The organism is Micromonospora globosa, from assembly GCF_000717585.1.
In the GTDB taxonomy this organism is placed as follows: Bacteria; Actinomycetota; Actinomycetes; order Mycobacteriales; family Micromonosporaceae; genus Micromonospora; species Micromonospora aurantiaca.
In genome coordinates, this window is record NZ_JNZR01000018.1 from 1 (window position 1) to 12,753 (window position 12,753).

Here is a 12,753-nt window from a genome sequence, read left to right on the forward strand (position 1 = left end):
CCCGGAGTACTCCACGACGGCGTTCCTGAAGGGTCTGAAGCAGGTCGACGGCTGGCAGGACATGCCGCTGACCAAGGCCGCCCAGACCGTCCAGGTGTCCGCGTACCCGGACCACTACGCCCAGTGGGAGCAGCAGGCCGCCGACCTCGTCGCCCAGCACTGGAACAGCTGACCCGGCGGTGACCGGGGTCACGACGAACGAGCGGAAGAACCGTGACCCCGGTACCGTTGTGCAGAGCGTCGGTGTGTTCAGTGTCCCCGGGCCTCACCTAAATTGCCTTCGCGGAATACCGTTCGGCTGGAGCCGCGTCGCGCCACTCGCCGAGAGGCGACATGCACACCGACGCCCAGAGCCGCCCCGGCCATCCGGCCGGGGCGGCTCTGTCTGTGGGCTCGAGTCGCACGCCCCGGGCCGCTGGCCTAGGGTTACTGGCAGAGGTGAGCCGTTCTCGACGGAGAGGGGGGTGCCCGGATGGGTTTCAAGACGTTCATCCAGGGGTGGCCGGTCTACCGGCAACTCACCGGCACCGACCCGCTCGGTCGCGGCGCCGCCGCCCAGTCGGCGCGCTCCGCCGGCCTGACCGCCCGCACCGAGACCGCCGACGGCATGGCCCGCTCGGTCTGCCCGTACTGCGCGGTCGGCTGCGGGCAGCGCGTCTTCCACTCCGACGGCCAGGTCACCCAGATCGAGGGCGACCCGGACAGCCCGATCTCGCGCGGCCGGCTCTGCCCAAAGGGCTCGGCCAGCAAGAGCCTGGTGACCAGCCCGCTGCGCCAGACCACTGTGCGCTACCGCCGGCCGTACGCGACCGAGTGGGAAGACCTGGACCTCGACGTCGCGCTCGACATTATCGCCGACCGGATCCTCGCCGCCCGCGCGGAGACCTGGGAGGACGTCGACGACGAGGGCCGCCCGCTGAACCGGACGCTGGGCATCTCCAGTCTCGGCGGCGCGACGCTCGACAACGAGGAGAACTACCTCATCAAGAAGCTGTTCACGGCGATGGGGGCACTCCAGATCGAGAACCAGGCCCGTATTTGACACTCCGCCACCGTCCCCGGTCTGGGGACCAGCTTCGGTCGCGGCGGCGCCACGGACTTCCAGCAGGACCTCGCCAACGCTGACGTCATCGTCATCCAGGGCTCGAACATGGCCGAGGCCCACCCGGTGGGCTTCCAGTGGGTGATGGAGGCGAAGAAGCGCGGCGCGAAGGTCTTCCACGTCGACCCGCGGTTCACGCGTACCAGCGCGCTCGCCGACACGTACCTGCCGATCCGGGCGGGCACCGACATCGCACTGCTCGGCGGCGTGGTGCGCTACATCCTGGAGAACGAGCTGGACTTCCGGGAGTACGTGCTGGCGTACACGAACGCGGCCAACATCGTCAGCGAGCAGTTCGTCGACACCGAGGACCTGGACGGCCTGTTCTCCGGCTACAACCCGGACACCGGCTCGTACGACCACGCGAGCTGGCAGTACGAGGGGCAGGAGGACAACGCCAAGGTCCGGGGCACCGGCAAGGAACGCGACTCGGCCTCCGGGCTGGAGCACGAGTCGCACGGCGAGCCGGTGCCGGCGCAGGCCCCGCGGGACGAGACGTTGCAGCACCCGCGCTGCGTCTACCAGATCCTGAAGCGGCACTTCTCCCGCTACACCCCGGAGATGGTGGCCCGCGTGTGCGGCATCCCGGAGGAGAAGTTCCTCGAACTGGCGCGCGCCTGGACGGAGAACTCGGGCCGGGAGCGCACCGGCGCGCTCGTCTACTCGGTCGGCTGGACGCAGCACAGCGTCGGCGTGCAGTACATCCGCACCGGCTCGATCATCCAGACGCTGCTGGGCAACATGGGCCGCCCGGGTGGCGGCATCCTGGCGCTGCGCGGGCACGCCAGCATCCAGGGCTCGACCGACATCCCGACGCTGTTCAACCTGCTGCCCGGCTACCTGCCGATGCCGCACCACGCCGACCACCCGACGTTCGACGAGTGGGTGGACAGCATCCGGCACCCGGGCCAGAAGGGCTTCTGGGGCGACTCGCGGGCCTTCGCGGCGAGCCTGCTCAAGGCGTACTGGGGTGACGCGGCGACGCCGGAGAACGACTTCTGCTACGGCTACATGCCCCGGATGACCGGCGACCACGGCACGTACCAGCAGGTCCTGAACATGATCGACGGGAAGGTGAAGGGCTACTTCCTGCTCGGCCAGAACCCGGCGGTCGGCTCGGCGCACGGCCGCGCTCAGCGTCTCGGCATGGCCAACCTGGACTGGCTCGTCGTCCGCGACCTGTTCATGATCGAGAGCGCCACGTTCTGGAAGAACAGCCCGGAGGTCGCCACCGGCGAGATCGTGCCGGAGGAGTGCCGCACCGAGGTGTTCTTCCTGCCGGCGGCCTCGCACGTGGAGAAGGAGGGCACCTTCACCCAGACGCAGCGGCTGCTGCAGTGGCGGGAGAAGGCCGTCGACCCGCCGGGCGACGCCCGCTCCGAGCTGTGGTTCTTCTACCACCTGGGCCGGGTGCTGCGGGAGAAGCTGGCCGCCTCCACCGAGCGCCGGGACCGGGCGCTGCTGGACCTGACCTGGGACTATCCGACGCACGGTCCGCACGCCGAGCCGAGCGCCGAGGCGGTGCTCAAGGAGATCAACGGGTACGAGGTGGCGACCGGCCGCCTGCTGAACGCGTTCGGCGAGGCCCGCGACGACGGCTCCACCGCGATCGGCTGCTGGATCTACTCCGGCGTGTACGCCGACGGCGTCAACCAGGCGGCCCGCCGCCGGTCCCGCCACGAGCAGGACTGGGTGGCGGCCGAGTGGGGCTGGGCGTGGCCGGCGAACCGGCGCACGCTCTACAACCGCGCCTCCGCCGACCCCGAGGGCCGGCCGTGGAGCGAGCGCAAGAAGTACGTCTGGTGGGATCCGGACGCCGGCGAGTGGACCGGGTACGACGTGCCGGACTTCGAGAAGACGAAGCCGCCGTCGTACCGGCCGCCGGAGGGCGCGTCGGGCCCGGCGGCGCTCGCCGGTGACGACGCGTTCGTCATGCAGGGCGACGGCAAGGCGTGGCTGTACGCGCCGAGCGGCGTCCTCGACGGTCCGCTGCCGACGCACTACGAGCCGGCCGAGTCGCCGATGCGCAACCCGCTCTACGGTCAGCAGGCCAACCCGACCCGCAAGATCTACGAGCATCCGATCAACCGGATGAACCCGAGTCCGCCGGAGCCGCACAGCCAGGTCTTCCCGTACGTGTTCACGGTCAGCCGTCTCACCGAGCACCACACGGCCGGTGGGATGAGCCGTACCGTGCCGCGCCTGGCCGAGCTGCAGCCGGAGATGTTCGTCGAGGTGTCCCCGGAGCTGGCCGGCGAGATCGGGCTGGCCCACCTGGGCTGGGCGCACCTGATCAGCGGACGCGCGGTGATCGAGGCGCGGGTGCTGGTCACCGACCGGCTCACCCCGCTGCGGGTGGACGGCCGGATCATCCACCAGGTCTGGCTGCCGTACCACTTCGGCACCGAAGGGCTCGTCACCGGCGACTCGGCGAACGACCTGTTCGGCATCACGCTGGACCCGAACGTCCTCATCCAGGAGAGCAAGGTCGGCACCTGCGACGTCCGGCCCGGGCGGCGGCCCACCGGCCCGCCGCTGCTCGACCTGGTCGGCGACTACCAGCGGCGGGCCGGGATGACACCGGACCGCAAGGTGCCGGTGGTGACCACCGACGCGGCCGGCGGGGACGACGCCGCCGGCAGCACCGACGAGCAGTCGGCCGCCGCGCACCAGGACGGGGATCGGGATGCCTGACGCCAACAGCCTGTACGGCCCGCTCGACCCGGCCCCGGACGCGGGCTGGGTCGACGCGCCGCCGCGGATGGGCTTCTTCACCGACACCAGCGTCTGCATCGGCTGCAAGGCGTGCGAGGTGGCCTGCAAGGAGTGGAACGGCGTCCCCGACTCGGGTTTCGACCTGCTCGGCATGTCGTACGACAACACCGGCGCGCTGACCGCGAACTCGTGGCGGCACGTCGCGTTCATCGAGCAGCCCCGCCCGGCCGGGCACCGCACGCCGCCGTTCGCCGGTGACCCGACCGGCCCGGCGACCAGCCCGGCGTCAGCGGCGGCCGGCGCGCTCACCGCTCCCGACACCGGTACGAATCCCGGCCTGCCGCCGGGGCAGCCGGAGGCGGCGGCGCGGATGGCCGCCGGTCCGGAGTTCCTCGGCATGCCCGGCGCCCAGCCGCCCGGGCGGGCCACCGGCCCGGAGAGCCGCACCGACTTCCGCTGGCTGATGATGTCCGACGTGTGCAAGCACTGCACGCACGCGGCCTGCCTGGACGTGTGCCCGACCGGTTCGCTGTTCCGCACCGAGTTCGGCACGGTGGTGGTGCAGGAGGACATCTGCAACGGCTGCGGCTACTGCATCTCCGCCTGCCCGTACGGCGTGATCGACCAGCGCAAGGGCGACGGCCGGGCGTGGAAGTGCACGCTGTGCTACGACCGGATCGGCGCGGGCATGACGCCCGCCTGCGCGCAGGCCTGCCCGACCGAGTCGATCCAGTACGGGCCGCTCGACGAGCTGCGGGAACGGGCCGCCAAGCGGGTCACCGCGTTGCACGAGCGGGGTGTGCCGGAGGCGCGCCTGTACGGCCACGACCCGACCGACGGTGTCGGCGGCGACGGCGCGTTCTTCCTGCTGCTGGACGAGCCGGAGGTGTACGGGCTGCCGCCGGACCCGGTGGTCACCACCCGGGACCTGCCGAAGATGTGGAAGCGGGCCGGGTTCGCCGCCCTGGCCATGGCGGCGGCTACCGTCGCCGCGTTCGTCGGAGGATCGTCGTGAGCCCGGACCGCCCGGTCGGTGACCTGTTCCGCCGCTTCCGCGAACGCCTGTCCGCCGAACAGGAGGACGGCGGCGCCGCCGAGCGGGAGAACGGCAGCCGGGCCACCGCGGCCGGTCCCGGCGTGGGCCGCACCGACGCGGGCTCCCGCGACGCCGGCCTCGCGCCGCATCCGCCCCGCGACGCGGCACCGCGCCGACGCCGGGGCAGGGGCGGCAAGGGCGGTGGGGAGCAGCTCAACGTCCCGCCGGCCGAGTTCACCTCCTACTACGGCCGGCCCATCCTCAAGCCGCCGGTGTGGCGGTGGGACATCGCCGCGTACCTGTTCACCGGCGGTCTCGCCGCCGGCTCGTCGCTGCTCGCGGCGGGCGGGCAGCTCACCGGCCGCCCGGCGCTGCGCCGCGCCGGCCGGGTCAGCGCGCTCGCGGCGGTCGGCGCCAGCACGTACTTCCTGGTGAACGATCTGGGGCGGCCGTCGCGCTTCCACCACATGCTGCGGGTGGCGAAGGTGACCTCGCCGATGTCGGTGGGCACGTGGATCCTCAGCGTGTTCGGCCCGGCCGCTGGGGTCGCGGCGATCGCCGAGGCGGCCCCGCTGCTGCCCGAGCGCGGCGTGCTGGGGCTCGGCCGCCGGCTGCTGCCCCCGGCCGGGCACGCCGCCGGCCTGGTCGCCGCCGTCACCGCGCCGGCGCTGGCCACGTACACCGGGGTGCTGCTGGCGGACACGGCGGTGCCGTCGTGGCACGAGGCGTACCCGGAACTGCCGGCCATCTTCGCGGGCAGCGCGCTGGCCAGCGGCGCGGGTGTCGGGCTGGTGGCCGCGCCCGGCGCGCAGGCCGGTCCGGCGCGGCGCCTCGCGGTCGCGGGCGCGGCGATGGAGCTGTGGGGCTCGCACCGGGTGGAGAACCGGCTCGGCCTGCTCAGCGAGCCCTACACGCAGGGCACACCCGGGAAGCTGCTGCGCGCGGGCCGTGCGCTGACCGCCGCCGGTGTCGTGGGCGCGCTGCTCGGCCGCCGCAGCCGGGTGCTGTCCGCGCTGTCCGGCGGTGCGCTGATCGCCGCTTCGGTGTGCACCCGGTTCGGCATCTTCCACGGCGGGGTCGCCTCGGCGCGCGATCCGCGGTACACGGTGGTGCCGCAGCGCGAACGCGCCGACCGGCGGGCCGCCGAGCAGGACTGAACCTCCCCGGGCGGCCCTCCGTCCGCTGTGGTTGACTTCTGCGTGGAGGCGTTCAGGCGGCTGGTGCCCCTCCCGGTCTTCAAAACCGGTGTGGTCCGGGATCCGGGCCAGGCGGGTTCGATTCCCGTCCGTCTCCGCCAAACCGTTCCCGGGAGTGCGCCGATGCGTGAGGTCGACCCGCGACGGCGGGTGCCGCGCACCGACGCGCTGCTCGCCGATCCCGCGCTGGCCGCCGCCGCCGGCACGCTCGGCCGCGACCGGGTCAAGGCCGCGATCGTCCGCGCGCAGGACCGCGCCCGCCGCGGTGAGCTGACCCCCGAGGGGGTACGCGACGCGGCGCTGGCGGACCTGCCCGGCCGTACGCCGCGCGCGGTGCTCAACGCCACCGGCGTCGTGCTGCACACCAACCTGGGCCGCGCGCCGCTCGCCCCGTCCGCCGTGGACGCCCTGGTCGCCGCCGCCGGGCACACCGACGTGGAACTGGACCTGCGGACCGGGCGGCGGGCCCGGCGCGGCCGGGAGGCGCTCGACGCGCTCGCCGCGGCGGTGCCCGACGCCGGGGCGGTGCACGTGGTGAACAACGGCGCCGCCGCCCTGGCGCTCGCCGCCACCGCGCTGGCCGCCGGCCGGGAGATCGTGGTGAGCCGCGGCGAGCTGGTCGAGATCGGCGACGGGTTCCGCCTGCCGGACCTGCTGGCCAGCACCGGCGCGCGGCTGCGCGAGGTGGGCACCACGAACCGCACCACGCGCGCCGACTACGAGGCCGCGATCGGCGAGCACACCGGGTTCGTGCTCAAGGTGCACCCGTCGAACTTCGTGGTCACCGGGTTCACCTCGGCGGTGCCGGTGGCCGAGCTGGCCACGCTGGGCGTACCCGTGGTGGCCGACATCGGGTCGGGGCTGCTCGCGCCGGACCCGCTGCTGCCGGCCGAGCCGGACGCGGCCACCACGCTGCGCGCGGGCGCGCACCTGGTCACCGCCAGCGGCGACAAGCTGCTCGGCGGCCCGCAGGCCGGTCTGCTGCTCGGCGACGCCGACCTCGTGCACCGGCTGCGCCGCCACCCGCTGGCGCGGGCGCTGCGAGTGGACAAGCTCACCCTCGCCGCGCTCGCCGCCACCCTGTACGCGCCGTCCACGCCCACCCGGGACGCCTTGCACGCCGACCCGGCTCGGCTGCGGCAGCGGCTGGAGCGGCTGCGTGACCGGCTCGGCGAGGACGGCTGCAAGGCCGAGGTGGTGCCCGGCGTCGCTGTGGTCGGCGGCGGCGGGGCGCCCGGCGTGGAGCTGGACTCGTGGGCGCTGAGCCTGCCCGAGCGGTACGCCGAGCCGCTGCGCACCGGCGACCCGGCGATCCTCGGCCGGGTGCTGCACGGCCGGCTCCTGCTGGACCTGCGCGCCGTGCCGGAGAGCGCCGACGACCGGGTCCGCGCGGCCGTGCTGAGCGTGGGGGACTGACCGGCATGTGGGTGGTGGCGACCGCCGGGCACGTCGACCACGGCAAGTCCACGCTGGTGCGCGCGCTGACCGGGATGGAACCGGACCGGTGGGCGGAGGAACGCCGCCGGGGCATGACCATCGACCTCGGCTTCGCCTGGACCACACTGCCGTCGGGCGGCACCCTCGCCTTCGTCGACGTACCGGGGCACGAGCGGTTCGTGCCGAACATGCTCGCCGGCATCGGCCCGGTCCCGGCCGCGCTGATCGTCGTGGCCGCCGACGAGGGCTGGATGCCGCAGTCCGCCGAGCACCTGGCCGCGCTGCACGCACTGGGTGTGTCGTACGGGCTGCTCGCGGTCACCCGCGCGGACCTGGCCGACCCCGGGCCGGCGGCGGCGCGGGCCCTCGCAGAGATCGCCGCCACGTCGCTGGGCGCTGTGGAGGCGGTGCCGGTCTCCGCGGTCACCGGCGCCGGTCTCCCCGAGCTGCGCGCCGCGCTGGACCGCCTGACCGCCCGGCTGCCCGACCCGGCCCGGGACGCCCCGGTACGGCTCTGGGTGGACCGCGCGTTCACCGTACGCGGCAGCGGCACGGTGGTCACCGGCACGCTCGGCGGTGGCCGACTGCGTGCCGGCGACGAGTTGGAGCTGGCCGCCACCGGCGAGGCGGTGCGCGTACGCGGACTGCACTCGCTCGGCGTCGCGCGCACCGACCTCGAGGCGGTGGCCCGGGCCGCGGTGAACCTGCGCGGCCTGCCCCGGGACCGGGTCGGGCGCGGCGACGCGCTGCTCACGCCCGGCCGGTTCGGGCGTACCGACCTGCTCGACGTGCGGCTGTCCGGCGACCCCGCCGCCGACCTGCCGGCCACGCTCACGCTGCACGTGGGCTCGGCGGCGGTGCCCGCCCGGGTCCGGCCGCTGGGCCCGGACACGGTACGGCTGCGCCTGGCCCGCCCGCTGCCGCTGCTGATCGGGGACCGGGCGCTGCTGCGCGACCCCGGCCGGCACCACGTCGCGGGCGGCGTGACGGTGCTGGACGTGGACCCGCCGCCGTTGCGCCGCCGGGGCGCGGCGGCCGCCCGCACGGCGGTGCTGGCCGGCCTGGACGGGCGGCCGGACCTGGCCGGGGAACTGCGCCGGCGACGGCTGGTCCGTGCCGGTGACCTGACCCGGATGGGCGTGCCGCCGACCGCGACGCCGGTGGCCGGGCAGTGGCTGGCCGACCCGGAGCACTGGCGGGACCTGGGTCGTCGCCTCACCGAGGAGGTGGCCCGGTACACCGCCGAGCATCCGCTCGCCGCGGGCATACCGGTCGACGTGCTGCGGCACCGGCTCGACCTGCCCGAGCGTGCTCTGGTCACGGCGCTGCTGCGCCCGCCGCTGCGACTGCGCGACGGTCTGGTCACCGCCGCCCCGCAGGGGACTCTGCCGGACCCGGTGGCCCGGGCGGTGGACCGGGTCCGGGCCGAGTACGGCGACCGGCCGTTCCAGGCCCCCGAGGCGCACCACCTGGCCGACCTCGGGCTCGGGCCCCGCGAGATCGGCGCCGCGGTACGCGCCGGCGCGTTGCTGAAGCTGGCCGAGAACGTGGTGCTGCTGCCGGGCGCCCCGGACGACGCGGTACGCGTGCTCGCCGGGCTGCCGCAGCCGTTCACGCTCAGCGCCGCCCGGCAGGCGCTCGGCACCACCCGCCGGGTGGCGGTGCCGCTGCTGGAACTGCTGGACCGGCGCGGCGCCACCCGGCGGCTCCCTGACGACGCCCGCGAGGTGGTCCGCCCGCCGGGCTGAGCCAACCGGTGCCACCGGCCCACGCCGGTCACCTACCGTGACGCCATGGACCCTTCCGCGGTCTGGCGGGACAAGAACCACAAGTGGCGGATCGAGGCGTACCGGGCCCCGGACCTGCGCTTCGCGATCTTCGCCACGAACGGCCCCACCGAGTCGGCGCCGCTGTGGCTGTTCGGGATGGCCGCGCTGGCCCGCTGGCTGATGACCCACGCGATCTCGCTGGACGACCTGGAGACCGACTGATGGGCGTGCAGGTCGCGCTGGTGCTGGTGCTGATCCTGATCAACGCCGCCCTGTCCGGCAGCGAGATGGCGCTGGTGAGCCTGCGGGAGGGGCAGTTGCGCCGGCTGTCGCGGTCCGGGCGGGCCGGGGCGCGGCTGAGCCGCCTCACCCGCGAACCGAACCGCTACCTGGCCACCATCCAGCTCGGCATCACGCTCGCCGGGTTCCTCGCCTCGGCCGCCGCCGCGGTGACGCTGGCCGAGCCGCTGGTCGGCCCGCTGGGTTTCCTGGGCGCGGCCGCCCGCCCGGTCGCGGTGTTCCTGGTGACACTGCTGCTGACGTTCCTCACGCTCGTGGTGGGGGAGCTGGCACCCAAGCGGCTGGCCATGCAGATGGCGGAGCGGTGGGCGCTGGTCAGCGCCGCGCCGCTGGACCTGCTCGCCCGGCTGTCCCGGCCGGCGGTGTGGCTGCTCGGCCGCTCCACCGACCTGCTGGTCCGGCTCGCCGGCGGCGACCCGCGCGCCAGCCGGGAGGAGGTGACCGAGGAGGAACTGCGGGAGATGCTGGTCAGCCAGCGCGGCCTGTCCGCCCAGCAGCGGGAGATCCTCGCCGGGGCGTTCGACATCGCCGGCCGTACGCTGCGGGAGATCCTCGTCGCGCGCCGCGATGTGACCACTCTGCCCGCCGACCTGCCCGCGGCGGAGGCGATGCGCCGGCTGGCGGCCGGCGGCCGGTCCCGTGCGCCGGTGATCGGACCGGGCGGGCTCGACGACGTACGCGGCACCGTGCACATCCGCGACCTGGTGGACGCCGACGGCGCGCTCGTCGGCGACCGGGCCCGCCCGCCGGTGCTGCTACCAGGCACGCTGCCGGTGGCCGACGCGATGCGGCAACTGCGCCAGCGGCACGAGCAGCTCGCCCTGGTGGTCGACGAGTACGGCGGCGTGGACGGCCTGGTCACCATGGAGGACCTGCTCGAGGAGGTGGTCGGCGAGCTGTACGACGAGACCGACCGGGACGTGCGCCGCGCCGTGCGGGAGCCGGACGGCGCGCTGCTGCTGCCGGGCGACTTCCCGCTGCACGACCTGCCCGACGTGGGCGTCCGCGTGACGTTCCCGTTGTCCCGGGAGTACACCACGGTGGCCGGGCTGGTGCTGGCCGGCCTGGGCCGGCTCCCCGAGGGGCCGGGGGAGCGGGTGCGGCTGCCCGGCCTCACCGTGGAGGTGGTCGAGGTGGCGGGGCGGGCGATCCGCCGGGTCCGGCTGCGCGGCCCCGCTGTCGGCCGCACGCCGGACTGACACCCGGACGGGGGACAACCGCCCGATACCCGTCCCGGGCCGCGTCGCCGGTCGTACGGTCCGGGCGTGAAGGACCGAGGACTGCGTACGTTCGTCACCGTGCTGGCCGGACTGGCCGTGATCTACTTCGGCTTCTCCGGAAGTCGTGGCAGCGGCGAGGAGGGTGGCGTCTCCGGTGGCGTGGTGCTGCTCGCGCTGCTCGCCTCGCTGCTGGCCTGGAACCTGACCAAGCCCGGCCCGGCCAAGTAGCGACCCTCAGTGGGCCGTGGCGGCGCTGCGACTCACCTCGCCCGCCGACTCCTCGCCCAGGGCCACCCGCACCAGCGCCGACGCCAGCCGGCCGAAGTCGGCCTCGCCGACCAGCCCGACCAGGTCACCGGGGCTCGCCGGCAGGCCCAGCCGCCGCGCCCCGGCGAGCGTGCGCCGGTCGGCGTACGGGCGCACGTCCGGCCACACCGACTGCGCCTCCCGCAGGAAGATGTCCGCACCGGTGGGGCCGATGCCGGGGAACTCGGTGAGCAGCCGGCGCAGCACGGCCCGGTCGGCGCCGGCCTCCTTGTGCAGCCGGCGCAGGTCGCCGTGCCAGCGGTCCAGGCAGAGCCGGGCGCCGGTGCCGAGCATGGTGGCGGTCCGCTCGTCGTAGCGCCGGTAGTGGCCCCGGCCCAGCGCGTCGACCCGGTCCTGCCAGCTCGCCGCCTCCATCGCCTGCGGGGTGCGGTAGCCGGCGGCGAACAGCTCCCGGGCGGCGGCCACCGCCACCGAGGCCCGGATCCGGGTGCTCAGCAGCGTGGTGAGCACCAGCAACTGGTACAGCGGGCCGGGCCGGTCCGCGAGGGCGATGCCGGCCTCCTCCGCGTATGTGCGGTTCTGCCGTTCCAGCAGGGCGCGCGCGACGTTGCGATCGTCTGGCATCCGTCCGGCTTACCCGCCCCGGGCCCGGCCAGACCCCCGGGCCGATCCGGAATGCGCCGGGCGGCGGCGGGTACGCGGGTCGGGTGCGCGGTCGACGGCCGTGTGCTCCACCGGGAAGGAGAGACCCGTGGTCAAGCCGCAGCAGGAGGAACTGCGCCGGAACGACCTCGGCGCCACCAGCCAGGACAGCCGTAAGACGGCCACCCAGGCGGGCAGCCGTTCGCGAGGCCGGGGCACGTCGAACGGCGACGCGGGACGCCCGGTCCCCAAGGGACAGGTGTCGCCGTACGGCCCGGCCGGTGAGCCGGTCGCCGACGACGAGAGCTAGCCGCGAGCCGACGTCGGCCGCAGCCGCCGCCAGGTGGCTGCGGCCGACAGCCCGTACGCGAGGTGCGGGATCAGGTCGGAGACCCAGTCGCTGCGCCGCCAGGTACGCGGGTCGGTCACGCCGAGCACCGTCATCGAGCCATCGGAGGTGGCCATCACCCCGCCGCCGAGCACCACCGTGGCCAGCGGCAACGGGATTCGCCGGCGCGCGGCGAGCAGACCGAACGCGGCCCCCGCGGCGATGCCGGTGGCGTACCCGAGCAACGGCCCCAGACCGGAGCGGCGGTTCTCCGCCTCGTCGCCGGGGCCCAGGTCGACGTGTGTGACGTCGGCGAGCCGTCCGGCGACCGATTCCGGGGTGCTGCTGGCCGGCCGGGCCCGCAACGCCATGTCGAGGTACGAGACCGCGTTGAGGACGGCGCTGCCGACGGCGCCCGCGATGGCGCCGTCGACAACCGCTGCCGTCCTCACTTCGGGTCACCCGGTTCCCGGTTGCCCTTGGGGCCGTAGGTCCGTTCGCCCCGGACCACACCGCGTTGCCCCCGGTCGTCCTGGAGGATCCGGTTGGCGACCTGGTTCGCCTCCTTGTCCGACGCCCGTCCGGACTGTTCGACGAGGTCGCGAAGGCGTGCTCGCTGCTTGTCGTACGCGTTGCTGCCCGGCCGTGGTCCTGGCATCTCTGCCTCCTCCGGATCGCTGTCGGCTGACCGTAGGCGTCTACCCGCCCGGGCCGGGACCAACCGTTGCGGGCGCATCCCCG

General features: G+C 74.8%; 12 protein-coding genes and 1 tRNA gene. 10 read left to right on the forward strand and 3 right to left on the reverse strand.

The window, feature by feature from the left end:
- The first annotated feature begins 472 nt into the window (after positions 1-472).
- The 9 genes from fdh (at position 473) to IF06_RS32185 (ending at position 11,003) form a co-directional block, all read left to right on the forward strand.
- Positions 473-3,796, forward strand: a complete 3,324-nt coding sequence (fdh, locus tag IF06_RS0117290) for a formate dehydrogenase (protein WP_013286392.1) — start codon at positions 473-475, stop codon at positions 3,794-3,796.
- Positions 3,789-4,832 carry a 4Fe-4S dicluster domain-containing protein gene (locus IF06_RS0117295; protein WP_013286391.1) on the forward strand — a complete coding sequence of 348 codons (1,044 nt, stop codon included), beginning with the start codon at positions 3,789-3,791 and terminating at the stop codon, positions 4,830-4,832. The genes fdh and IF06_RS0117295 overlap by 8 nt, the downstream gene beginning before the upstream one ends.
- Positions 4,829-6,010: an NrfD/PsrC family molybdoenzyme membrane anchor subunit gene (nrfD, locus tag IF06_RS0117300; protein WP_013286390.1), complete on the forward strand. Its 1,182-nt coding sequence runs from the start codon at positions 4,829-4,831 to the stop codon at positions 6,008-6,010. The genes IF06_RS0117295 and nrfD overlap by 4 nt, the downstream gene beginning before the upstream one ends.
- Before the next feature lie 44 nt (positions 6,011-6,054).
- A tRNA-Sec gene (locus IF06_RS33635) sits at positions 6,055-6,150 on the forward strand.
- Between the two features lie 22 nt (positions 6,151-6,172).
- Complete coding sequence (gene selA, locus IF06_RS0117305; protein ID WP_013286389.1) at positions 6,173-7,465, forward strand: L-seryl-tRNA(Sec) selenium transferase; 1,293 nt, start codon at positions 6,173-6,175, stop codon at positions 7,463-7,465.
- A 5-nt stretch (positions 7,466-7,470) separates the two neighbouring features.
- Complete coding sequence (gene selB, locus IF06_RS0117310; RefSeq protein ID WP_030272209.1) at positions 7,471-9,234, forward strand: selenocysteine-specific translation elongation factor; 1,764 nt, start codon at positions 7,471-7,473, stop codon at positions 9,232-9,234.
- A 45-nt stretch (positions 9,235-9,279) separates the two neighbouring features.
- Entirely contained in the window at positions 9,280-9,477 is a 198-nt protein-coding gene (locus tag IF06_RS0117315) for a hypothetical protein (protein WP_013286387.1), read from the forward strand.
- On the forward strand, positions 9,477-10,754 hold the full coding sequence (locus IF06_RS0117320) for a hemolysin family protein (protein ID WP_030272210.1): 1,278 nt from the start codon (positions 9,477-9,479) through the stop codon (positions 10,752-10,754). The genes IF06_RS0117315 and IF06_RS0117320 overlap by 1 nt, the downstream gene beginning before the upstream one ends.
- 66 nt (positions 10,755-10,820) lie before the next feature.
- Positions 10,821-11,003, forward strand: a complete 183-nt coding sequence (locus IF06_RS32185; RefSeq protein ID WP_013286385.1) for a hypothetical protein — start codon at positions 10,821-10,823, stop codon at positions 11,001-11,003.
- Between the two features lie 6 nt (positions 11,004-11,009).
- Here IF06_RS32185 and IF06_RS0117330 read toward each other — a convergent pair whose 3' ends face one another.
- Entirely contained in the window at positions 11,010-11,666 is a 657-nt protein-coding gene (locus IF06_RS0117330; RefSeq protein WP_013286384.1) for a hypothetical protein, read from the reverse strand.
- 127 nt (positions 11,667-11,793) lie between these two features.
- Here IF06_RS0117330 and IF06_RS0117335 point away from each other — a divergent pair, with 127 nt between their 5' ends.
- Positions 11,794-11,994 carry a hypothetical protein gene (locus IF06_RS0117335; protein WP_013286383.1) on the forward strand — a complete coding sequence of 67 codons (201 nt, stop codon included), beginning with the start codon at positions 11,794-11,796 and terminating at the stop codon, positions 11,992-11,994.
- Here the strand turns inward: IF06_RS0117335 and IF06_RS0117340 are convergent.
- Together IF06_RS0117340 and IF06_RS0117345 are read right to left on the reverse strand one after the other, a co-directional pair.
- Positions 11,991-12,464, reverse strand: a complete 474-nt coding sequence (locus tag IF06_RS0117340; RefSeq protein ID WP_013286382.1) for a hypothetical protein — start codon at positions 12,462-12,464, stop codon at positions 11,991-11,993. The two genes, IF06_RS0117335 and IF06_RS0117340, sit on opposite strands and share 4 nt — an antisense overlap.
- The gene (locus IF06_RS0117345; RefSeq protein WP_013286381.1) at positions 12,461-12,670 is read right to left on the reverse strand and encodes a hypothetical protein; all 210 of its coding nucleotides are present in this window, start codon (positions 12,668-12,670) and stop codon (positions 12,461-12,463) included. Before IF06_RS0117345 ends, IF06_RS0117340 begins: the two co-directional genes overlap by 4 nt.
- Positions 12,671-12,753 lie beyond the last annotated feature (83 nt).

Coding starts and splice junctions, on each gene's coding strand:
- IF06_RS0117295 (WP_013286391.1), top strand. CDS start 3,789: ATGCCTGACGCCAACAGCCTGTACGGCCCGCTCGACCCGGCCCCGGAC.
- selA (WP_013286389.1), top strand. CDS start 6,173: ATGCGTGAGGTCGACCCGCGACGGCGGGTGCCGCGCACCGACGCGCTG.
- selB (WP_030272209.1), top strand. CDS start 7,471: ATGTGGGTGGTGGCGACCGCCGGGCACGTCGACCACGGCAAGTCCACG.
- IF06_RS0117315 (WP_013286387.1), top strand. CDS start 9,280: ATGGACCCTTCCGCGGTCTGGCGGGACAAGAACCACAAGTGGCGGATC.
- IF06_RS0117320 (WP_030272210.1), top strand. CDS start 9,477: ATGGGCGTGCAGGTCGCGCTGGTGCTGGTGCTGATCCTGATCAACGCC.
- IF06_RS0117330 (WP_013286384.1), bottom strand. CDS start 11,666: ATGCCAGACGATCGCAACGTCGCGCGCGCCCTGCTGGAACGGCAGAAC.
- IF06_RS0117345 (WP_013286381.1), bottom strand. CDS start 12,670: ATGCCAGGACCACGGCCGGGCAGCAACGCGTACGACAAGCAGCGAGCA.